Below are 21,464 nucleotides of genomic sequence, written 5' to 3' on the forward strand. Positions count from 1 at the left end.
CTGCTGCCGGACAGATCATCGCGTCCGCGTAATGAAATCACTTCTCGTACAGAGCTTGCTCCTTCTCGTGGCGGCCCGGTGGTCAAAGGGTCGTGAAATGTGAAAATCAGAGGGGATGGTCGTCGTGAGCATTGTATCCGTCAACAATAAATGGTCCGAAAACCCGTTCACATTCTGGGCGGAGCAGGCCCGCCGACTGACCTGGGACCGCAAATGGGACGAGGTTTTGGACGATACCCGATATCCGCTGTGCCAATGGTTCGCCGGTGGCACGCTCAACGCGGCGTACAACTGCCTGGACGTGCACATCGAGGCGGGTCGAGGTGGCAGTCCAGCGCTGATCTTCGACAGTCCGCAGACCGAGGTGAAGGAAACTTACAGCTACCGTCGGCTCCACGAGGAAGTGGTCTCCTTCGCGGGCGCGCTCGTTGACTTGGGGCTGCGGAGAGGCGACACCGTCCTGCTCTTCCTACCTGCAGCGCCACAGACGGTGATCGCCATGTTGGCCTGCGCTCGGCTAGGACTTGTTCACTCCGTAGTGGTCACGTCGGTGCCGGCGTCGGTGCTTCGTGATCGCATCGACGATGCACGACCGGCCGTTGTCCTCACAGCGTCGGGCGGGTTCGACGGAGCTCACGCTGTCAGCTATCAGCCCGTGATCGAGGCTGCGCTCGATCAATCGCTCCACGTACCGTCGGCGTGCGTAGTGCTTCAGCGTCCCGACGCCGGGCAGTGGCATCTGCGCGAGGGTCGCGATTTGGATTGGGACGAGCTGGTCGAGACCAGCACCTCGCGTCCGCGGGCTCTGCCCGTCCCCGCCGAACATCCGTTGTACATCCTCTACACCTCCGGCTCCACCGCGAAACCCAAGGCAGTCACCCGTGACACGGGTGGCTACCTCACTGCCTTGCGGTGGGCGGTGGAGAACGTGTTCGGGATAGGCCGGGACGACGTGTTCTGGACCGACTCCCACCCCGGCTGGGTAATGGGACACTCCTTCGGCGTCTACGGTGCGCTGGTCGCCGGATGCACCACGGTGTTGTACGAGGGCTCACCCGTCGACACACCTGACTCCGAGGCGTTCTCCAGGGTGATCGCCGAGCACGGTGTGAACGTCCTGTTCACCACTCCCATGACCCTGCGTCGCATCCGCCGCGAGGCCCGTGCGGGAACGACCTTGCGCAACGGACACCACCTCAGGGCAGTGTTCCTGGCGAGTGAACGTGTCGAACCCGATCTCATGCATTGGACACAGGGGTACTTCGGTTGCCCGGTTATCGACAACTGGTGGCAGACCGAAACCGGCTGGCCGATTGCATCCAACTGCCTGGGCCTCGGGCTGCTGGCCGTCAAATCCGGATCGGTCGCCACTCCGCTGCCGGGATATCGCGTGGAAATCCTCGATGATGACGGCCACTCCTTGCCACCGTGCACTCCTGGGCACATCGTCATCCGGCTCCCGTTGCCCCCAGGCTGTCTGAGCACCATCTGGGGTGACGACGAACGCTTCATCGCCACTTACCTCACGAGATTTCCCGGTTACTACGACACCTCCGATGCTGGACATCTCGATGAGGACGGCTATCTGTGGATAGCGGGGCGCACGGACGACATCATCAACGTCGGTGGTGACAGCCTGTCGGGACTTGACGTCGAGCACGCCATCGTCGCGCACGTCGCTGTCGAAGGCTGTGCGGTGGTCGCCGCATCGGACGAGTTCTTCACCCAGGTACCTGTCGCGTTCGTGATCACCAAAGCTGGCGTGACGCAGGACTACGACGCACTCGCCATGCAACTGCGTGAACGGGTCGACACCGAAGTCGGCGCATGGAACCAGTTGAGCCGGTTCGTGTTCGTACGCGGACTTCCTCACACGGCGTCGAAGAAGATCAAGCGATCAGAACTGCGCGCGTGGCTGTTCGACCCGTCGTTGTTGGAGGAGGGCCTCGCTGTCGAGGCGGACGTCTCGTTGCCAACTGCGGACGGTTCGCGTCTCCAAGCCTGATCTCTGGTCGGCGATCGGAACCACAGTTTGCTCGAGGTAGATCAGGTTCGACGTACGAGTGCACAGAGCCGTCGAAGGAATCGCTCGAAGCGAGTGGCGCCGAGCGCGGGGTTCGTTCGGGAAGGGCTGCTGCGCAGTTGGCAGGTCATGGGTGGGCGACGGTCCGACGTGGAGATGTTCGCCCGCAACCGCCCGCTCCCATCCGAGCCGGACGACCACTGACTGGGGCGGCTTTGGCCGTCACGCTCGTGCTGCGGACTCCGTAGCGCTGTTCCGTGTACACGAAAACGGGGTTCGACTCGGGGACCCGCTGCTCCATGTCCGGCGGTAATTGGCTCCACCTGTCCGCCGTTGATGGCAATCAGCGGCTCGATGATGGCCGGGATCGTGCGGACGAAACAACGCGCCGGTGTCCGTCGCTGTGTCGACGGCAGTGGCAGTGTACGTGTGGACCGGTTTCCGGCTGGCTGACGTCCTGCGGGTGCGCGCGTGCTTCGATCAGCCGAGCCTCGAGGCCGTGCGGCTGATGTCGCGCTGATGGCGTCCGTGCTCGTCGAATCCGAGCCGGTGTCGGCGCCACGGAGCGGAGGTACAGCCTGCGCTACCAGAAACCACCTGCTGCCTGGGTCGTTCCGGCGGGCGGGCGAGATTACCGTCCTGCCTGGGAAATCAACGAATAGGACCTCGGGTTTGTGATGTCAATCCATAATGTGCAAGTTGACGGGTCTTCTGATGCGGGCGTTGTCAGGCCCGCGTCGGCGGTGCGGGTGCGGGGCCTGAGGAAGGTCTACGGCACGGATCGACAAGCGGTGACTGCCCTTGCGGGTGTCGATGCGATGTTCGATCGGGGAACGTTCACCGCGGTGATGGGGCCGTCCGGTTCGGGCAAGAGCACGTTGCTGCAGACCGCGGCGGGGTTGGACCGGCCGACCGGCGGCCAGGTGTGGGTCGGCGACACGGAGTTGTCGCGACTGTCCGAGACGGATCTGACGAAGCTGCGGCGGTCGAAGATCGGGTTTGTCTTCCAGGCGTTCAACCTCATCGGTGCGTTGACGGTGCAGGAGAACATCGTGTTGCCGCTGCAACTGTCAGGGAAGCGCGCCGACGCCACCTGGGTGCGGCAGGTCGTCGATCGGGTGGGGTTGACCGACCGGCTGTCGCACCGGCCGTCGGAGCTGTCCGGCGGTCAGCAGCAGAGGGTCGCGATCGCGCGGGCGTTGGCGACGCGCCCGGAGGTCATCTTCTGTGACGAACCGACCGGTGCGTTGGACACCCAGACCGCGGCCGAGGTGCTGAGCCTGCTGCGTTCGGTGGTGGACGAGGCGGGGCAGACGGTGATCATGGTGACGCACGACCCGGTGGCGGCGTCGTACGCAGATCGTGTGATGGTGCTGGCCGATGGCCTGATCGTGCACGACATGCCGCAGCCGGGTGCGGAACGCATCGCGGAGCACTTGGCGATGCTGGGCCGCCGTCCGCGCGTGACGCAGGAGCGCTGACCGATGCTGAAGCTGGCCGCGAAGATGCTGCGCCACCGCAAGGGCAGCGCGGTCGCCACCCTGCTGGCCTTGACGGCCGGAGTGATGATCTTGATGTCGATGGGACTGCTCGTGGAGTCCGGCCTGCGGTACGAGGCCGCGTCGCAGCGCTACGCCGCAACGGACGTCGTCGTCGCCAATCGCGACATCACGCTCACGACGAACGGCCAGAAGGCCACCGTACCGCTGCCTGAGGGAGGCACCGTCCCTGCCTCGATGGTCGAACGGCTCCGGCAGGTACCGGGCGTGGCCACCGTCGTGGCGGACACGTCGGTGACGGCGATCCTCGAAAACGGCGGGGCCACCGGGCACGGGTGGAGCAGCACGGTTCTCACCCCCTACCAGTTGACCAAGGGTGCCCAGCCGAAGAACGACAACGAGGTTGCGCTGGACGAACGCGTGGCCGGCTCGGTAGCGCCCGGCGATGAGGTCCCGATCCTGATGGAGGGGACGGCACGCGTGTACCGGGTCAGCGGCTTCGTGCGCAACGCCGGTCCTCGCCCCGGCCCCGACGCGTCGCCCGCGGTGTTCTTCACCGACGAGCACGCTGCGGCCGTGTACCCGCGGCAGGGCCGGGTCGACGCCGTCGGCGTCATCGCTGAGCCAGGTGCCTTCAGCGCCGCACTGGTCGCCGACGTGCGCAAGCTGGCCACCGAGGCCGGTGTCAAGGCCCACGCCGGCGCCGAGCGCGGGCAGCTGGAACAGTCCGCGGACGTGGCGGCCGGCGCCATGCTGATCCAGCTCGGCACCATCTTCGGTGGATTCGTGGCGCTGCTGGTGATGTTCGTCGTGGTCGGAACCATCGGCCTTGCGGTCCGGCACCGGCGACGCGACCTCGCGTTGCTCCGGGCCGTCGCCGCGACTCCAGGCCAGATCGCCCGGTTGATCCTCACCGAGGTGGGGCTGCTCAGTCTGTTGTCGGTCGTGATCGGTGTGCCCTCGGGCTGGTTCGCCACTCGATGGCTGCGGGGGGAACTGGTCGACCGCGGGTTCATCCCGAACACGTTCCCGTTCAGCGGCGGTGCACTGACTGCGGCCGCCGTGGTGGGGGCGACAGTGGCGGCGGCGGTGGGGGCCGCGCTGATCGCCGCCCGTCGGACGATGCTGATCCGCCCGACGGAGGCGCTCGGTGAGATCGCCGTGGAGTCCAGTAGGAACAGCAAGATCCGCCTGTTCATCGGGTTCGTCACCCTGGCGGGTGCCATCTACCTGACCACGCTCAGCACGACGCAGAAGGGGAACGCTGCCCTCGGTACCGCGCTCGGCATGCTGTTCGCGCTCGTCCTCGCGGTCGCCCTGCTCGCCCCCTGGATCAACCGGGTGGCCGCCTGGCTTCTCGGCCCGGTGCTGCGTGCGGTGTGGGGCGACAGCGGCTACCTGGCCGCGGCGAACCTGCGCGCCAACGCCCAGGGCATGGTCACCGTACTGACCGCACTGGTGCTGACGGTCGGCCTCGGTGGCTCGATCTGGTTCCTCCAGGACAACCTGCAACGACAGACCGTCACCCAGAACCGCGCCGGGATGCTTGCCCAGCACTCCGTGAGCTCCGCCACCGGCCTGCCTGAGACCGCCCTCGCGGAAATACGCGGGATTCCCGGCGTGGTGGCCACCACCGGAGTGCGGAACACCTCGATCATCCTCGGCGGAGGCGGGGAAGGCGGCGGTGTGCAGGCGATCGATCCGGACGGCGTCGAGCACACCATGGACCTTCAGGTTCGCAGCGGCAGTCTGGCCGACCTGCGCGGACCCGCCATGGCGGTGTCGACCCTGCAAGCAGATTCGAACGGCTGGAAAGTCGGCGACCAGGCCGAGGTGTGGCTCGGCGACGGCACACCGGCCACCCTGCGCATCGTCGCGATCTACGGCCGGGGCATCGGCTTCGGCGACTTCACCGTCACCAAGGACGTCATCGCGGGCCACACCGCCTCCACCGGCTACGAGCGGATCCTCGTCCGCGCCGAACCGGGCACCGACATCACCACCGCCCTGGCTGACGTCACCGACCGGCACCCCGGCAGCACCGTGACGAGCACGGCCGGGCTCACCGGCCAGCTCGCCAACGACCTGGCGCTGAGCGCCTGGATGAACAAGCTGCTGATGGGCATGATGATCGGTTACGCCGCCCTGGCCGCCGCCAACACCATGGTCATGGCCGCCCTCACCCGAGGCCGTGAACTGGCTTCACTGCGCATGGTCGGCGTCACCCGGAAACAGGTGAGAAGAATGGTCCACGCGGAACAGTCCGGCCTGCTCGGCGTTTCCCTGCTCATCGGCGGATCCATCGCCGCGCTCACCCTGATATCAGTGGTGCGCACCCTCACCGGGCAGAGCGTTCCTTATGTCCCCACGCTGGGATGGGTGTCCATCATCGGCGGCACGGCGCTGCTCGCCCTGCTCACCACCATCCTGCCCATCGCACGACTGCTCCGGGTCCCACCGATCGCCGGCATCGGAGTCAAGGAGTGACGATCACCGGGGACGGCAGACGTTCCCGATCCGGTTGAACGACAACCGGAGGGCGTGTCCGCACCGCGAGGACGCCCTTCGGTTGTGGTCGTCAAGCGTCCGGCCGGAGAGAACGCTCGCGGCGGTCGAGCATCGAACAGCCGCGGTAGTTCCCCCACCGCTGCGTCACCGAGACGCGATGCTCAAGGCAGTGCTCACCGCCGATGCCGAAGACGGGGATGCTGCCCATGCGCGAGCACGGCTTGGCCGGGATCACACGCCGCACGACCGGCGCCGTACTCGTCCGGGCTGAGCCAGCCGAGTCCTCCTGGATGCGCTCGGTGAGCGGCACTACCTCGGTTCGGCGCCTTGGAGGTAGCGCAGGACCGCGGTGACGCGTCGGTCGGCCCGGTCGTCGGGTGCGAGGTCGAGCTTCGCGAAGATGCTGCGGATGTGCTTGTGGACTCCCCCTTCGGTGACGGTGAGCCGTTCGGCGATGGCGGTGTTGCCGAGTCCTTCGGCCATGAGGGCGAGCACCTCGCGTTCGCGTGGGCTCAGCCGGGCGAGCGCGGCGGAGTGCGGGTTGCGGGCCAGCAGTTGGCCCACCACCTCGGGGTCCACGGCGGTGCCACCGCCCGCCACCCGGTGCAGCGCGGTCAGGAATTCATCGACGCGCCCCACCCGTTCCTTCAACAGGTAGCCGAGCCGGTCGGCGCCGTTGGCCAGCAGTTCGGTGGCGAACGTCCGTTCCACGTACGCCGAGAGCACGAGCACCGCGAGGCCGGGCCGGCGGCGGCGTGCCTCGACGGCTGCCACAATCCCTTCGTCGGTGTGGGTGGGCGGCATCCGCACGTCGACGATGGCGACGTCCGGCTCGTGCTCGGCCACCGCGGCCAGGAACGATCCCGGCGTGTCGGTGGTGGCCACCACGTCGAGCGATTCGGCTCGCAGCAGCAGCGCCAGTCCCTCGCGCAGCAGCGGGTCGTCCTCCGCGATCACGATCCGCACGGCAGCTCCACTCTCATCGTCGTCGGCCCGCCGGGCGGGCTGTCCAGGGCGAAGCGCCCGTCGTAGGCATCGATGCGCCGGCGGATGCCCGACAGGCCCGACCCGCCGTTCTCGTCCGCGCCGCCCCGGCCGTCGTCGTCGATCCGCAGCAGCAGCCGATCACCCTTGCGGTTCACCTGCACCACGGCGCTCGCGGCGCGGCTGTGCTTCGCCACGTTCGAGAGGGCCTCGGCCACCACGAAGTACGCGGTGGCCTCGACCGAGGCGGCGCACCGGCCCGGCACGTCCACCACCACCTCGCACGGCACGCCGCAGCTGTCAGCGAGGCCGGTCAGGGCACCGGAGAGCCCACGGTCGGCCAGTACCGGGGGCAGGATGCTGCGCGCCACCGCGCGCAGTTCGGCCAGTGCCTGTTCGGCGGCGTCCTGGGCTCGGTCGAGCGCGGCGTGAGCCGCGTCGGGGTCGCGGTCCACGGCCCGCCGGGCGGCGCCGAGCAGCACGGTCACCGCGACCAGCCGGTTCTGCGTGCCGTCGTGCAGCGACCGCTCGATGCGGCGCAGCTCGGCGGTGTGCGCGTCGAGAGCTGCGGCGCGGGTGGTGGTCAGCTCGGCGACGCGCAACGACAGGTCGGTCCCCGCGGGAGGCGCCAGCAGGTGCCGGCCCGGCCACTCCTGCGCCCGGACCAGCGCCGGCCCGAGTGCGACGATGAAGGCGCCGCAGAACACGCCGGTGGCCCCGACGGACAAGGGACCGTTCAGATCCCAGAAGAAGAAGCTGGGAGCGTTGTCCTCGGGCGGCAGCAGGTGGTACCAGAACGGGTACGTCGTGTTCTGCAGCGTCGCGGCCGGTATCGCGAGCCCCATGAACCCGATGGCGGAGCCGACTGTGGCGTGCAGCGGCAGCCAGGCCAGCTCACGCCGCACAGACACGTCGCGCAGCGCGGCACGCACCTGGCGCGGCACCGGGCCGGGGCCGAGAACATCGAGCCGGGCGCGTTCCCGGTTCGCGACCGCCCGCACCATGCGCAGAGCGGTGGGTACCAGGAGAACGCCGACACCGACGCAGCTGAGCAGCACGACCACGCCGACCCAGACGAGGACAGCTATCGCGAGCAACGCCGTGCCGAAACCACCTATCAAGCGCGCAACGGCATCGATCGTCGCCAGCAGGCGCTGCCACACCCGTGTCATGCCACCTCCCCGGGCCGGGACCCTATCCGATCGGCGCAACCCACATCGGACGCGAGTCGGCCTTCCTGTCGTGCCCACCCACCAGGACAGGAGCAGCCCTGATCCGGGGGTGCCACCACTACCCCGGTTGTCCAGCGGGCTGGATTGTCCACTCGGGAGGAAGTGAGCAGCCTGGATCCAGTCGGCCATCACAGGACCGACGTCCGTGGAACCCAGGAGTCGCCTGCCTTGTTCACATCCACTTCTCAGCTGAAACGACGTACTTCCTCGCGGTGTCGCCGTGTGGCCACCATGACGGCGGTGGCGGTCGCGGCGGGCGGTCTCGCGTTCACCGGCCCGGTTCCAGCCGCTCAGGCAGAGCCTCGCCGCGATGCGGTCCAGCAGGGCATCGACAAGCTCGTCGGTGCCGACCGGCACCCTGGGGCACTGGCCGCTGTCCGGGACCGGCACGGCCGGACCCGCCACTACACGGCCGGGATCGGTGACCTGCGGACCGGCGGCAAGGTGCCGGTGAACGGCAGGATGCGGATCGGCAGCGCGAGCAAGATGTTCACCTCCGTGGTCGTGCTGCAGCTCGTCGGCGAGGGCAAGCTGGAACTCGACGCATCGATCGAGAAGTACCTGCCGGGCCTGGTACGGGCGAAGGGCGTGGACGCCGCCGAGATCACGGTTCGCCGGCTGCTCCAGCACACCAGCGGCCTGCCCGACTACACCACCTCGATGTTCGCGCCCTTGGGCGACTTCTCCCCGTACCGGCACGTCTACCTCGAACCGCGTGAACTGCTCGACCTGGCGAACGCCCGGGAGGACGGCGTGCCCGCCGGCGGCGGTTGGTCCTACAGCAACACGAACTACGTCCTGGCCGGGCTGATCGCCCAACGGGTCACCGGTCGCCCGTTCAACGAACTGGTGACCACCAGGGTCATCGAGCGGATCGGTCTGCGCGACACGTACGCGCCCGAGGTCGGCGAGCAGGACATCCGCGGCCGGCACCCCCGGGGCTACCAGCGCAACCCGACGACCAAGGAGCTGCTCGACTTCACCCGCATGGACCCGAGCTGGGGCTGGGCAGCCGGTCAGCTGGTCTCCACGCCCGGCGACCTCAACACCTTCCTGCGCGCGCTGCTGGAAGGGAAGCTGCTCGAACCGGCGCAGCTGGCGCAGATGCGCACCACCATCCCGATGAACCCGGAGTCGCAGTCGGGGCCGGGTTACGGACTCGGCATCTTCCGCCTGCCGCTGAGCTGCGGAACGGTCGCGTGGGGCCACGGTGGCGACATCCCGGGCTACGCGACGCTCAACGCGGCCACCGACGACGGTCGCGCGGCGACCCTCGTGGTCACCTCGCTCAACGGGTCGGTGAATGACAAGTCCGTCGCCGGGGACCGGAGCGCACTCGTCGACGCCGCGCTGTGCGCGAAATGATCTCCGGTCTGAGGGCCGGTTGCCAGGCCTGGGAATCAGTGAGCGGTCAGGGCTCTGTCGTGGTGCGGTGATGCGCCACGACAGAGCCTCTGTCGTTGTGTGGTTTCGCGGGGGATCGCGCCGGCCGCAGACCGCGGGAGGTAGTGCTGGCTGTACCGCGGTCGTGCAGCACGGGGGATCGCAGGGCCGCTGGGGTGGCGGCAACACTGTGCGTGTCAGTCAAAACAATCCGATTGGGAGAGTGTGCCTTGTCGCAAGGTCTGAGTCACCCGGCCGGAACCAGCACGGGCCCTGCGGCCGGCGTCGTGGTGTGATGGTCGCGGCGATCGCGGCGGTGGTGGTCGCCGGACTCGCGGTCACCCCGGTGGCGTCGGCGGGTGCGTGGGAGCAGAGGTCGAAGCCGGGGCACGACAAGACGCTGCAGGCGGGTCTGGACGCGCTGGTCAAGGACGGCGGGGTCCAGGACGGCTTGCTGCCCGGGGCTTTGATGTCGGTGCGCGATCCTGACGGGCGGGTGACGAACTACACCGCCGGGGTGGGTGACATCCGGACGAAGTCGAAGGTGCCCACGGACAGCTACGTGCGCATCGCCAGCAACACCAAGATGTTCACCGCGGTGGCGGTCCTGCAGCTGGTTGGCGAGGGCAAGCTCGCGCTGGACGACCCGGTGGAGAAGTACCTGCAGGGTGTCGTGCGGGGCAGCGGTAAGGGTGCGGCGGTGCACGGCCGCGATCTCACGATCAGGCAGCTGCTCAACCACACCAGCGGCATGACCTCCGCAATGCCCTCGATGCCCAAGGGAATCCTGCCGATCAAGGACCAGTACTTCGACGCCCGCGAGTTGCTCGACGCGGCGCTGCTGGAGGATCCGGTGTTCGCTCCGGGTCAGGACAGGGTGTGGTCCTACAGCAACGCCGGGTACGTGTTGCTCGGTCTGACGGCGCAGAAGGCGGCGGGACGGCCGCTCGCCGAGGTGATCACGGATCAGATCATCAACCGGATCGGCCTGAAGGAGACGTACTACCCGGGGCCGGGTGACCGCGAGATCCGCACGCCGCATCCGCGGGGCTACCTGCCGAGCAGGGACGCCAACGGCAAGGTGATCCCCGGTGAGCTGACCGACATCACCCGGTTCGACCCGTCGATCGCCGGTGCCGCGGGGCAGATGATCGCCACCCCCAGTGACGTCAACAAGTTCCTGGTCGCGCTGAACGACGGCCGGCTGCTCAAGCCCCGGGAGCTGGCGGACATGCGCAAGACGATCGAGGCACCCGGCTTTCCCGCGGGGTGGAGCTACGGTCTGGGCGTCATCAAGATGACTCTGAGCTGCGGTGTCATCGCCTACGGTCACGGTGGTGACGCCGACGGTTACCAGACCCGCGCCGCGGTCACCTCCGACGGCCGCGCGGTCACCGTCGCGGTGACGAACGACGAACCCGGCCGCGCCGAGGTCCTCGCGTTCTTCGACAAGGCCCTGTGCGCCACGAAGTAGTAGCCGTTGCAGCGGTCGCCAGCGCGAAGACGGCCTCGCCCCAAGACTGCACCGGGATGTCCACTGTGGTGGTGCGCCGGGGAGGAGCCACCTGAACGTCGCCACCACGAGGTTCTGCACGGCGGCCAAGAGAGCGCCGACCGCGATCGATCCGACCAGCAGGCAGGGGGCGCCCGCCGCCCGAGCCACTCGGCGTTCCTGATCGGCCGGCGGTGGCGCGGTGATCGGCGTTCCCCCGGCGATCACGCTAGCCGTTCGAGCCCACGATGTTGACCGGACGGCTCCCGTGCGGACGGCGGGCGAGTCACCCCGCCCGGTTGGCCGGTGCGACACCGGTGAGGGTGAGGCTGCCGGGGATTGCCGCGAAGGCCACGAGCGTGTCAGTGGCGAGGCGCTCAGCGGTGGGGTCCTGTGGCCGGTCTGCCCAGGTCTCCAGCGCGCGGTGAAAAGCGGCGACGAGGATGTCCAGCGCGAGGCGGGGACGCAGGTCGTGTGGGTCGAGCCCGAACCTGCGGTGCAGGACGTCGAGGGCGGCGCGGACGGTGACGCCGCAGAAGTACAGGCAGTGCGCCTCGATCGCCGGAGTCCTGCCGGCCAGCCGTGTGCAGAACAGCAGCCGGTGTGCCCACTCGCCGGTGTCCATGGTCCGCATCGCGGCGAGCACGGCGTCTTGCAGCACCTGCAGGATCGAGCATTCCGCAGCCACCGGCCGGGTTTCCAGCTCGTCGATGAACGCTCTCCACATGTCCTCGTACGGCGCCATCGCCACTTCTTCCTTGCTCGCGAAGGTGCGGAAGAACGTGCGCTTGGACACCTCCACCCGGTCGCACAGCTCGTCCAGCGTCACGCTGTCGAAATCACGTTGTGTGAACAGGCGCAGTGCGGTGTCGATGAGCGCCTCGCGTGTGCGCTGCTTCTTGCGCTCCCGCAACGTCGGCCGTGGGCCGGGGGACGACACGGAGTCGGTGGCCATGCGGGGATCTTACCTTGGTGCCAAGTGCCGCTTGAAAGCAAACGCCACTCAGTGGCAAAGTGGTCGGGGACGATCACCAACCTGGGAGGCACCCATGCAGGCCCTGCTCCTCGACCACTCCGCACCCGGCAACCTCCGGCTCGGCTCGGTTCCCGACCCGGAGCCGGCCGCCGACGAGGCTGTCGTCCGTGTGATCGCCAGCTCCGTCAACCCCGGCGACCTGTACCTGGATGCCGCTCCGGAGGGCAGCGTGCCCGGTTACGATGCCGCCGGGGTCGTCGTGCGGGCGGCCGCGGACGGCTCGGGTCCAGCTGTCGGCACACCGGTGGTGACGCTCGGCTTCGCCGGCGGGTGGGCCGAGCTTCGCGCGGTCCGGACCGGTTGGATCGGGGTCGCGCCGGCCGGCGCCGATCTCGCCGCCGTCAGCACGGTTCCGGTGGCGGGCACCAGTGCGCTGCGCGCGCTGCACAGGCTGGGCCCGATTCTCGGCCGCCGGGTTCTCGTGACCGGCGCCACCGGTGCGGTGGGCCGATACGCCGTGCAACTGTCCAGGCTCGGCGGCGCGTACGTCGTGGCCTCCACCGGTGACCCGGAGGCCAACGGTGACCAGCTGCGGGCACTGGGCGCCGATGAGGTGGTCCGCGAGCCAGGAGACCTCGACGAACCAGTGGCCGGCGTCATCGACGTGGTCGGCGGTGAACGCATGGTGCAGGCGTACGAGAAGCTCGCCGAAGACGGCGTTCTGGTGTCGGTCGGGCAAATGAGTGGCGGAGGGGAGCACTTCCCAGCCTTGGCCTTCTCCGGTCACGACGGCCGGAACAACCGCAGCATCACCTCCTTCTTCCTGGGCGCCCACGCCGGACTGTCCACAGACCTGTCCTGGTTGGCCGCGCGGGTCGCGGACGGCACCCTGACCCCGGGCATCTCCCGGCGCGAGGACTGGAAGAACGCGGGCACGGCCGTTCAGGCGCTCGTCGAAGGCCGCGACCGCGGCAAGCTGGTCCTCGACATCGGCCAGCACGCTTAGGACATGCCCGCCGTCATGGCCGCGAAGTGCGTTCAGCGGGCGAAGGACAAGCAGTACCAGGCTCTCCAGCAACAGCGGAAGGCCGAGCGCGTCGCCGAGATGCCCCCGGAGCGGCGAGCCGGGTACGAGAAGAACCGTGAGGCCGGGCAACGGGGCGCGGAGCGGCCTCAGGGGCGGCAGGAGATCGTCAAGCGTCTCGTGGCGACTGGCGAGTACGGCGTTCCGGCCCGAAACGACCCTGTACCGTTCGGAAAGTCATCGCTGCTGGTCAGGCGGCCTGTGTGTATTTGTTGATGAGGCCGCCGAGGATGCGGGTGCGGTGCAGTCTGTGGGTGTCGAGATTGTGTACCGCGGCGGGGTGTTGTTGGGTCTTGGGTGGTAGTTGGTCTCGGCCCTGGTGGGGGCGGTGTCGGTTGTAGTGGTCTTCGTAGGTCGTGAGGACCTGACGTGCGTGGCTCTCGCCCATGATCAGGGTGTGGTCGAGGAGTTCGCGTCGGAGGGTGCGGATGACTCTTTCGCAGTGAGCGTTCATCCGGGGCGCCTGTGGCGCGGTGGTGATGACGCGTAGATCGTCGGCCTGGAGGACGGCGTCGAACGTCTGGCCGTACTTGCCGTTGCGGTCGCGTAGCAGGAATCGGAGCGACTCCGTCCGGTGTTCGAGGTCGGCGGCGAGGTTCCTGGCCTGTTGCGTTGTCCATGCCCGGGTCGAGTGAGTGGTGACGCCGGTGATGTGCAGGCGTCGGGTGTCGTGTTCGAGGAACGCGAGCGCGTACAGGCGTGTGCCGAGCATGGCGTCGAGGTGGAGGAAGTCCGCCGCGATGATGCCCTGGGCCTGGGCGGTGAGGAACTGCCGCCAGGTCGGGCCACCACGACGTGGTGCCGGGTCGATGCCCGCGTCGTGCGGGATCCGCCGGACCGTCGAGTGGGCGATGTGGTGGCCGAGTCGGGCCGGCTCGCCCTGGATCCGCCGATGCCCCCATCGTGGGTCTCCCGGGCGAGCCGCAGCACGAGCGTCTTGACCGCCGCTCGGGTTGGTGGGCGTCCGGTGCGTCGGCGCGCGGAGTGGTCCCACTTGCGGGCTATGAGTTTGCGGTGCCAGGCCAGCAGGGCGCCCGGCGTGGCCGGGAAGACCTCTCGCCACCGGCGGCGATCGACCAGCGCGGACAGGGCGGCGAACCAGAGCCGGTCCGCGGGCTCGTAGCGGACCGGACTGGCGAGTTGCCGGCGGAGTACGGCGTTCTCGTGGCGCAGGGCGAGCAGTTCGGCGTCCTTCGCCGCTTGACTGCGCAGCAACACCGCCGGGACGGACAGCAGCTTCCCGGTCACCTTGTATAGCAGGGACACGATCACCCGGCCATGCTCCCGCAGGCGACGGTGCCCTCGCTCTACCAGCGGCGATGACTTTTCGAGCGGCACAGGTTTCGTGGTTCGTTGCTACTGCTCCAGTTCGAGGGCGAGACCGACTTTATGGCCTCCGAGGCGTGTCTGGGGAATGACCGCCGCGGGCGTTTCCTGTGCCGCAGGGGAGGTCTCCTCGGCTGGCGTTTCCGGCTGGGCGGTCTGGGGCTGGGGTTGCTGTTCCTCGTTCATCGGACCTCTCGGGTTCGGATTCGTGTGGCGGAACCACGGTAGCGGTGGTGGCCTGTGCCGGTCAGTGTGGTGATCTCGCAGCAGCACGACCGCCGACGGTGAGCGACGGGTTCGTGCGGCCCCCCGGCGCGGCACCGGCAGGTCCCCCTTCCGCGCATGTCCGCTGAGGATGGTCCGTCGAGTCCGGTGAATGCGCCTCGAGTGATCCAGGACTGCGGGGCGGAGTCCACCGGTCGGCGTCGGTGATCCTGCTGTACCGGTTGTTCTCGCTCGCGATGTGTTGAGGTAGCAGGGTTTGGTACGTCAACGCTGACTGACTTGAGCAGGTGCAGGGCGGGTGTTGCCGGTTACGCGGCGGTCACGTGTCGGTGCAGCCATTGCAGGAGTTCGGGGGTGTCGGTGGTGAGTAGTCCGAAGTGGGGGCCGAGGGTGCCGGCGTCGGCGGTGGTGGGGTGGATGCGGTAGGTGATGTCGTTGCCCAGGGCGGCGAGTTCGGGGACGAGCCGGTTGGTGTGGGCGATGGCGACGCGGGTGTCCTTCTGGGCGTGGGAGATCCGGACGGGGGCGGGGATGGACAGGGCGGGGTTGGTCAGGTCGAGTTGGCGCAGGAACTCGCGCTGGTGGGGGTTGGGGTCGCCGGCGAGGTCGCCGCGGAACTGTTCGGTGCCGGGGATACCGCCCCACAGCTCGGTGGTGGACAGTTCCACGCGGCAGCGGTCACCGGAGGACGCGAACAGCTCGTAGGCCCGGTCGGTGAGCACTTGGCGCGGGTCGATGACGGTGTCGCCGGCGGTGGCCCCGGCGGTCGAGCCGATGATCGCGCCGGTGAGCAGCATCGGGGTGAACGCCAGCCCGGGTGTGGTTCCGGAGTAGCGGCTGCCGGCGAGCACGTCGTCCTTGATGTGCGAGGCCGGTGCCAGCGCCGCGACCGCGCACAGGTCCAGTCCGGGTGTGCGGGTGGGAGCGTGGTGGCCGGCGAACAGGGCGGCCTGCCCGCCCTGGGAGTGCCCGACGACCGCCAGCCGGGTGGAGATGTGCGGGTGCAGGTTCCGGGCGGCCACGGCGATGTCCAGCACGCCGTAGGCTTCGGACTCGCCCAGCAGGTAGGGGTGGACACCCTTGGCGCCCAGTCCTTCGTAGTCGGTCATCGCGACCGCCCAACCCGCCTGCAGCAAGGCGTTGAGCAGCACGTGCGGGGCCTGGTTGATCCGGTGGTGCTCCGGCAGCCGCTCCGCCAGCTCCGGCGAGTCGCGCGAGGGGGCGCACTTGTCGCCCAGCCCCAGGGTGCCGTGCGCCCAGCTCACCAATGGATAGCCGTCCTGCGGCGCAGGAGCGGGCGGCAGCGCCACGATGCCCGACACCGCGATCGGGGTGCCGTCCACCGCGGTCGACCGGTACAGCACCAGGTCGTTGCGCGACGCCGAGCTCAACGCGGCCGGCCCGGTCAACGGCCGTGATCGGATCACCTCGCCGGCCACGCCCCCCAACGACGCAGACGACAGGAAGAAGACATCCTCCTCCAGCATCGACAACCCCCTCCGCACGCCGCGCTCGGCACACCCCGTACCGGCCGGGCGTGATCATGCCTGAAGTCGGCGTCCGTGCGCGATGTCCCAGCGCCGGATCCCACTCCACGACACAGTCGACCCCTGGCGCGCTCCACCTTCCCCCGATCCGTGAAGCTCGCCGGCATCGGCTTTCGGGGAGTCCTCGACACGCGCGGATCGTCGTTGCATGCCGGAGCTGCGGCAACCGGGTCGCTCACGCTGTCATGGCGACTACGACTGGTCCTCGAAGTAGAACCATTCGTCGCCGTTCTCGGGCTGTCGCGGTGCCTCGACAACGATCACGAGTCAGTCCAGGCTGCCAAGATTGGTGACGTGGTGACCGCCCGCAGTGTTGGCGTTGGAGTTTTCCTCGCTCGTCGAGTCAGAGTTGATGATGCTGCTCAACGACGAGATGTCATCAATGACGTGGGCGTTGTTCAGCACGCCGTCGAGGACGCCGGCGTGGGCCGCCGGCGCGGCAAACAACGCCGCGCCGGTCGCAGCGGTTGCGATGGCGAGTTTTTCGATCATGCGCATGGGTATGACGGCCTTCCGAGGTCGATTATGAATCGCACCGATGATCCTCTACATCAAGAGCGAGTGTCGACAGCCACGCACATCAAAGAGGTCCACGTTCGGGTGAATCTGTCAGAACGAATTTCACCGTGCGGATACACCTCCCGCAAGAACCAGAGGGGCACGGTCTGCGCGAGCGGCAACGTCCCGAACGGCGTCTCACGCTCGTACACCACGTAGCCGTGTAGACGGCCGGTCCTGGTCCCCATCCAGGCGCACAGCGTCGCGCCGACCTCGTCAGGCAGGCCGAGACCCTCCTGTCGCATGAGGTCGGTCGGTGAGCACCCCGTGCGCGCAAACCACTTCGGGAACACGTCGCCCGGGTTGAACCGGATATCGACGCCCTTCTCCCGTTCTTGGCCCTGCGGGGTGTCAAACGCCGGCTACGTGGTTTGACCTGCGGTTGGGCTGCCGTGGTTCGTACTCGTTGATGGAGCCACCGAGGACTGGTCGGCGGCGTATCGACGTGTTGCCCGGCTTTGCGATCGGGTGGTGGTCCGGTCGTGGTGGTGCGAGTTGTAGTGCTTGGTGGGGTCGGCGGTGGTTGTAGTGGGCCGCATAGCGGTTCAGCACTGTTCTCAGCGCAGGAACCGCCGCCACGAGGCGTCGCTGTCGCGTCGGGGAGCGGGTGGGATCCGCAGGCGCTTGAGCACGCGCCGTACGGTCGAGTCGGCCACCCTGTGGCAGAGTTCGGGCAGCTCGCCCTAATTCCGACGGTAGCCCCAGAGTGGTCGCGGCATCGGCTGCGATGGCCGTCAGGTGGTCACTCCCGGCGATGTCGTGGGTGGCGGCCGCGGCTTCAGCGGCCAGCAGGTGCAGGGCTCCCCTCAGGGTGAGCGCGGTGGGGCTGATGGGCGGTGCCAAGCGCTGCTCATTTCACGGCGATTCCGCATGCCTTAAGGGTGTCCTGGGCGCCGGGGGCGGCCATCATGGCCTCGTATCCGCCGTGGATCACCCGGAGGTTGGGCAGCAGGGCGAGGTCGTCCAGTGAGGTGACGTCGAAGAGGTCGTCTTCTCCATCCCAGAACGGGGAGCATTGGTGGTGGATCTCCAGTCCGTGGGTGATCAGTTCGTCCACGGCGGCCAGTTGGTCTGGGGTGATCTCCAAATCGGTGAAGTACTGGCGGGCTTCCTCCAGGACGGTGTACAGCAGGTTCTGCTTGTACAGGTACTTCCACAGGTCGCCTGTGGCGCCCTTGGCGTGGAGAATGTCGGCGATCCTGAAACGAGGCTGGATCACCTTGTCCCGGTACACGAGCTTGTCGATGACCAGCAGCTTGAAATTGAAGTCGCGGAACATGCCCCACTATCTACCAGACCGCCCTGGCAATCCGGGCAGACACCGACCACTGGGCTTGCCCCAAGGCCAGGTAGTAGTGGTCGTGTAGTCGTCTTTGACGATCGCCCGGTCCCGGATGCGCTGCAAGGTGCCCTGCGTCGGTTAACGCGGAGGCATCATCGGCGGACAGAGGCGGGCAGACCGACCGAAGGAAGCATGCCGTAGGCGATGCGGCGTTCCTCCGCTTTGCGCATGGCGTTCAAGGCATCGGCGGCACGGGTGGCGGGCTCGATCCAGGAACCGCCGCGTCCATCGACCAAACGCCACAGGATGCTGGTGTCCACCGTGGTCAGGTCGGAGCCGATGCGGCTCAACGCGGCGAGCATGGCGGAACCCGGGTGGAGCGAATTGTGGGCACCAATCCACGCATCGAGGAGATCACCGGAGGGGTGGTCGGCGTCGAGGAGGCCCGCGGCGACCAGCATCGCGCGGTTGTCGTAGACGAAGTGCGCACCGGCGTGGTCCACGCGCTCCCAGGCGAACTCCTCGATGATGACCTGCCCGCCCGGAGCGAGCAGTGTGGCGGCATGGGCCAGGATGTCGTCGAGGCTCTCGGCGTGGTGCAAGGAGCGCGTGAACAGTACGACGTCGTACTCGCCGGAGACGTCCATGACATCGGCTTCGATGACAGGCACTCCGCGCTTCGTGGCGGCAGCGGCCATATCGGCGTTGCGGTCCACGCCGGTGACTTTGTAGCCCAAGTCCGCCAGGGCGGCAGCCAGAGCGCCACGGCCGCAACCTGCCTCGAGAATCCGAGCCGAGGGTGCCGGCAGCAATGGCTTCAAGTGGGCGAGGGTATGGGGCACCGCAACAGTGTTCAGATCCATTTGGTCGATTCTACGTCGCACCGGTTGTGTCGTGCACGTGTATTGCAGGATGCTCCGAACTTGAGTGACGATCAAGAAGTCGGATTGCGAGTGGATTGGTTGCGAGGGGCTTGTAGGGCTTCCATCCCTACAACCGCTTCCTCTCCCGTGGCAACCTCAAAAAACCCCCGCCGACCGGGCCCAACAGGTCCATCCTGGGGACCGCTAGGCCTCCGTAGGTGCCGCCTTCATCGGCCGGTTGGAAGACGATGATGCCGTTGACAGGCCACTGCGGCAACGGCAGCGCGGAGGAGCAGGTGGTTCTGGTGCTGCACTTCAGTGCTTCGCGCCTGGTTTGGATACGGTGCTTTCGTCACTGTTCCTGCCGAAACGTTATCCGTGCAGATCAAGGGACGTGTCGGGGTTGAACTCCCGGCTGTAGCAGGGCATCAGGTGTAGTTCGATCCGGTCGGCGTTGTCCTGCAGCCAGGCGCTGACGGCCTTGCTGCGGTGGACCGGGTGCCAGCCGGCGATGACGTGACGTGGGTCTTCCGGCCGGCCTGGCGCGCCGTGCGGTCGAGGAAGCCGGTGAACACCGGTGCGGTGAAGCGTTCGGTGTACACGGTGAACCACAGCGCGCCGCGTGAGGCGGCGGCGCGCTGTGGTTCACCCGCAGTCGGTTTCCGGCCACCCGCACGATCGGCGTGCGTCCCTTGGGCGCCCAGGACCGGCCGGGTGGTGCGGCGTCGGAGCGCAGCCCGCACCGGTCGCCCCACGCGATCGCGGCGCCCTCCGCCTTCGCTGGTCTCGATCGCCGGGTACTGCTCGTCGAGCCACGCACGCACCGCGGCGGCCTGCTGTTCGTAGGCGCGTCGGGCCGGGCGTTGCGGGGTGAACCCGTGGCGACGTAGCCACAACCCGACGCCCTGTTCGGTCATGTCGACCCCGACGACGAGCCGGATCAGCTGGACCACCGCCTGGCGGGTCCACAGGTGGGCCGCCGATCAGCAGCTCTCGGGTGTGTAGTCGGCCATCACCGTGAACAGCCTGCTCCGGTCCTCCGGACCGATCAGTTCGGCGGGGCCGGGACGTCCCCCGGCGGGTCGCCAGGCCGTCGCGGCCGTCCCGTGGGTAGGCGCGCCACCAGGTGCCCACCGAGCGTTCGGAGACCCCGAACACCTCCCTGGCCTGCCGATAGCCGGCCTCCAACGCGGTCACCACCCGCAACCGCAGCACCTCACGCTCCGCAGGCGACAACCGGTGCGCACCCTCGACCTCGATCACGGTGATCGACTTACAGGATGACGATCGCTTTCTACTCAATATGCACGCCATCCGCCGGAACCGGTCGCGCCGGTGAATCGCCCACCCGTCATGATCTGCGTGCCGCTGTACGCAGGGAGGGTCACATGCGACGACTGACCGCCGTTCTCGCCGCCGCGCTGGTTGTGGTGAGCGGGTGCACCTCGCCCGAGCCCGGCACGGAGGAACCTGGTGGCGTCCCCACCGGCAGCTCGACCTCGACCTCGACCCCGACGACGGGCGCTCCGACCACCCCGGCGCACAGCCCGACCGTCGAGCCCGACGTGGTGGTGGCGGGCTCGGTGTACTTCCTGCGGGACGAGAAGCTGGTGCCCGCGTCCCGAGACCTCCCAGGGCCCGGTGTCGCCGCGGCCGCGGTGCGCGCGCTGCTCGCCGGTCCCAGCGAGGCCGAGCAGGCGGCGGGGATGTCCAGCACGGTGCCGGCCGGGACCGGGCTGCGCGGCGTCAACCTGGCGGACGGAACCGTGACGGTGGACCTGTCCGGGCAGTACGCCTCCGGCGGCGGCTCCTTCTCGATGATGGGCAGACTCGCCCAGCTGGTGTTCACCCTCACCCAGTTCAGCTCGGTGGAGCGGGTGGAGCTGCGCCTGGACGGCGAGCCGGTCACGGCGCTCGGCGGCGAGGGCGTGGTCATCGACCGCCCGCAGACCCGCGGCGACTACGAGGACTTCGCCCCGGCGGTCCTGGTGGAGTCCCCGGTGTTCGGCACCGACGTCACGAGCCCGCTGCGCGTGTACGGGTCGGCGAACGTGTTCGAGGCCCAGTTCTCCCTGCGCGTCACCGACGCCGCGGGCAAGGCGCTGGTCGAGCAGCCGGTGATGGCCACGTCGGGCACCGGCACCCGCGGCACGTTCGACACCACCCTGCGCTTCACCGTCGTCGCCGCGGGTCCCGGCAAGGTCATCGCCTGGTACGCATCGGCTCAGGACGGCAGCGAGGTCGTGGTGAGCGAGATCCCGGTGAACCTCGGCAGGTGAGCCGGGCGCTCAGACGGTGACGACGGCCCGCGGTCAGCAGGCCGGGCACCTCGCACGTGAACACCGCCGGGCCGCCGTAGACCTCGGTGATCGGTCGCAGCGCGATCCCGGCTTCCCCCGCGCACGAGTCGGGGAGCGTCACCTGGGTGCGCCACGCGTGACCCAGGCGGCGGTTGGGTGCGTGGTGACGTCGAGGACCCTGA

17 protein-coding genes and 2 pseudogenes are annotated in these 21,464 nt (G+C 68.4%); 7 read left to right on the forward strand and 12 right to left on the reverse strand.

Annotation, left to right across the window (positions count from 1 at the left end; all coding sequences use genetic code 11):
* Positions 1-124: 124 nt before the first annotated feature.
* The 3 genes from ACRAKI_RS09680 (at position 125) to ACRAKI_RS09690 (ending at position 6,009) form a co-directional block, all read left to right on the forward strand.
* Positions 125-2,005 (forward strand): AMP-binding protein, encoded by a 1,881-nt coding sequence (locus ACRAKI_RS09680; RefSeq protein ID WP_447006714.1) that lies wholly within the window; start codon positions 125-127, stop codon positions 2,003-2,005.
* Between the two features lie 695 nt (positions 2,006-2,700).
* The gene (locus ACRAKI_RS09685; protein ID WP_447006715.1) at positions 2,701-3,504 is read left to right on the forward strand and encodes an ABC transporter ATP-binding protein; all 804 of its coding nucleotides are present in this window, start codon (positions 2,701-2,703) and stop codon (positions 3,502-3,504) included.
* Between the two features lie 3 nt (positions 3,505-3,507).
* Positions 3,508-6,009: an ABC transporter permease gene (locus tag ACRAKI_RS09690; RefSeq protein WP_447006716.1), complete on the forward strand. Its 2,502-nt coding sequence runs from the start codon at positions 3,508-3,510 to the stop codon at positions 6,007-6,009.
* A 91-nt stretch (positions 6,010-6,100) separates the two neighbouring features.
* Here ACRAKI_RS09690 and ACRAKI_RS09695 read toward each other — a convergent pair whose 3' ends face one another.
* The 3 genes from ACRAKI_RS09695 to ACRAKI_RS09705 all read right to left on the reverse strand — a co-directional run bounded on the left by ACRAKI_RS09695 (position 6,101) and on the right by ACRAKI_RS09705 (position 8,186).
* Positions 6,101-6,274, reverse strand: a complete 174-nt coding sequence (locus ACRAKI_RS09695; RefSeq protein WP_447006717.1) for a hypothetical protein — start codon at positions 6,272-6,274, stop codon at positions 6,101-6,103.
* Positions 6,275-6,339: 65 nt separating this feature from the next.
* A complete protein-coding gene (locus ACRAKI_RS09700) occupies positions 6,340-6,996 on the reverse strand; it encodes a response regulator (protein ID WP_447006718.1) in 657 nt (218 codons plus the stop codon).
* A complete protein-coding gene (locus ACRAKI_RS09705; protein ID WP_447006719.1) occupies positions 6,984-8,186 on the reverse strand; it encodes a sensor histidine kinase in 1,203 nt (400 codons plus the stop codon). Before ACRAKI_RS09705 ends, ACRAKI_RS09700 begins: the two co-directional genes overlap by 13 nt.
* 291 nt (positions 8,187-8,477) lie before the next feature.
* Here ACRAKI_RS09705 and ACRAKI_RS09710 point away from each other — a divergent pair, with 291 nt between their 5' ends.
* The gene (locus ACRAKI_RS09710) at positions 8,478-9,611 is read left to right on the forward strand and encodes a serine hydrolase domain-containing protein (RefSeq protein WP_447008373.1); all 1,134 of its coding nucleotides are present in this window, start codon (positions 8,478-8,480) and stop codon (positions 9,609-9,611) included.
* 313 nt (positions 9,612-9,924) lie between these two features.
* Complete coding sequence (locus ACRAKI_RS09715; protein ID WP_447006720.1) at positions 9,925-11,103, forward strand: serine hydrolase domain-containing protein; 1,179 nt, start codon at positions 9,925-9,927, stop codon at positions 11,101-11,103.
* Between the two features lie 304 nt (positions 11,104-11,407).
* Here ACRAKI_RS09715 and ACRAKI_RS09720 read toward each other — a convergent pair whose 3' ends face one another.
* Positions 11,408-12,034, reverse strand: a complete 627-nt coding sequence (locus tag ACRAKI_RS09720; protein ID WP_447006721.1) for a TetR/AcrR family transcriptional regulator — start codon at positions 12,032-12,034, stop codon at positions 11,408-11,410.
* 40 nt (positions 12,035-12,074) lie between these two features.
* Between ACRAKI_RS09720 and ACRAKI_RS09725 the strand changes: the two genes are divergently transcribed.
* Entirely contained in the window at positions 12,075-13,103 is a 1,029-nt protein-coding gene (locus ACRAKI_RS09725) for a zinc-binding dehydrogenase (protein ID WP_447008374.1), read from the forward strand.
* A gap of 268 nt (positions 13,104-13,371) precedes the next feature.
* Here the strand turns inward: ACRAKI_RS09725 and ACRAKI_RS09730 are convergent, their stop codons facing one another.
* The 8 genes and pseudogenes from ACRAKI_RS09730 to ACRAKI_RS09765 form a co-directional block, all read right to left on the reverse strand.
* Positions 13,372-13,893 carry an integrase core domain-containing protein gene (locus tag ACRAKI_RS09730; RefSeq protein ID WP_447006722.1) on the reverse strand — a complete coding sequence of 174 codons (522 nt, stop codon included), beginning with the start codon at positions 13,891-13,893 and terminating at the stop codon, positions 13,372-13,374.
* Positions 13,894-15,040: 1,147 nt separating this feature from the next.
* Positions 15,041-16,219, reverse strand: a complete 1,179-nt coding sequence (locus tag ACRAKI_RS09735; protein ID WP_447006723.1) for an alpha/beta hydrolase family protein — start codon at positions 16,217-16,219, stop codon at positions 15,041-15,043.
* Between the two features lie 327 nt (positions 16,220-16,546).
* Positions 16,547-16,771, reverse strand: coding sequence for a hypothetical protein (locus ACRAKI_RS09740; RefSeq protein WP_447006724.1), 225 nt, complete (start codon positions 16,769-16,771; stop codon positions 16,547-16,549).
* Between the two features lie 916 nt (positions 16,772-17,687).
* A complete protein-coding gene (locus ACRAKI_RS09745) occupies positions 17,688-18,116 on the reverse strand; it encodes a DUF6892 domain-containing protein (RefSeq protein ID WP_447006725.1) in 429 nt (142 codons plus the stop codon).
* Between the two features lie 155 nt (positions 18,117-18,271).
* Positions 18,272-18,982, reverse strand: a complete 711-nt coding sequence (locus ACRAKI_RS09750; protein WP_447006726.1) for a class I SAM-dependent methyltransferase — start codon at positions 18,980-18,982, stop codon at positions 18,272-18,274.
* A gap of 372 nt (positions 18,983-19,354) precedes the next feature.
* The gene (locus tag ACRAKI_RS09755) at positions 19,355-19,594 is read right to left on the reverse strand and encodes a transposase (RefSeq protein WP_447006727.1); all 240 of its coding nucleotides are present in this window, start codon (positions 19,592-19,594) and stop codon (positions 19,355-19,357) included.
* Between the two features lie 203 nt (positions 19,595-19,797).
* Positions 19,798-19,953: pseudogene (locus ACRAKI_RS09760) on the reverse strand (helix-turn-helix domain-containing protein); the annotation flags it as partial.
* Between the two features lie 112 nt (positions 19,954-20,065).
* Positions 20,066-20,296 (reverse strand): annotated as a pseudogene (locus ACRAKI_RS09765) (hypothetical protein); the annotation flags it as partial.
* A 74-nt stretch (positions 20,297-20,370) separates the two neighbouring features.
* On the opposite strand from ACRAKI_RS09765, the gene ACRAKI_RS09770 reads away from it, so the two are divergent.
* A complete protein-coding gene (locus ACRAKI_RS09770; protein WP_447006728.1) occupies positions 20,371-21,261 on the forward strand; it encodes a GerMN domain-containing protein in 891 nt (296 codons plus the stop codon).
* Positions 21,262-21,464 lie beyond the last annotated feature (203 nt).

The organism is Saccharothrix isguenensis (genome assembly GCF_052936305.1).

What these genes read in the sequence shown, in the direction of transcription:
- ACRAKI_RS09685 (WP_447006715.1), top strand. Translation starts at nt 2,701, where the DNA reads ATGTCAATCCATAATGTGCAAGTTGACGGGTCTTCTGATGCGGGCGTT.
- ACRAKI_RS09690 (WP_447006716.1), top strand. Translation starts at nt 3,508, where the DNA reads ATGCTGAAGCTGGCCGCGAAGATGCTGCGCCACCGCAAGGGCAGCGCG.
- ACRAKI_RS09705 (WP_447006719.1), bottom strand. Translation starts at nt 8,186, where the DNA reads ATGACACGGGTGTGGCAGCGCCTGCTGGCGACGATCGATGCCGTTGCG.
- ACRAKI_RS09710 (WP_447008373.1), top strand. Translation starts at nt 8,478, where the DNA reads ATGACGGCGGTGGCGGTCGCGGCGGGCGGTCTCGCGTTCACCGGCCCG.
- ACRAKI_RS09715 (WP_447006720.1), top strand. Translation starts at nt 9,925, where the DNA reads ATGGTCGCGGCGATCGCGGCGGTGGTGGTCGCCGGACTCGCGGTCACC.
- ACRAKI_RS09725 (WP_447008374.1), top strand. Translation starts at nt 12,075, where the DNA reads ATGCGGGGATCTTACCTTGGTGCCAAGTGCCGCTTGAAAGCAAACGCC.
- ACRAKI_RS09730 (WP_447006722.1), bottom strand. Translation starts at nt 13,893, where the DNA reads ATGCTCGGCACACGCCTGTACGCGCTCGCGTTCCTCGAACACGACACC.
- ACRAKI_RS09735 (WP_447006723.1), bottom strand. Translation starts at nt 16,219, where the DNA reads ATGCTGGAGGAGGATGTCTTCTTCCTGTCGTCTGCGTCGTTGGGGGGC.
- ACRAKI_RS09740 (WP_447006724.1), bottom strand. Translation starts at nt 16,771, where the DNA reads ATGATCGAAAAACTCGCCATCGCAACCGCTGCGACCGGCGCGGCGTTG.
- ACRAKI_RS09745 (WP_447006725.1), bottom strand. Translation starts at nt 18,116, where the DNA reads ATGTTCCGCGACTTCAATTTCAAGCTGCTGGTCATCGACAAGCTCGTG.
- ACRAKI_RS09750 (WP_447006726.1), bottom strand. Translation starts at nt 18,982, where the DNA reads ATGGATCTGAACACTGTTGCGGTGCCCCATACCCTCGCCCACTTGAAG.
- ACRAKI_RS09770 (WP_447006728.1), top strand. Translation starts at nt 20,371, where the DNA reads ATGCGACGACTGACCGCCGTTCTCGCCGCCGCGCTGGTTGTGGTGAGC.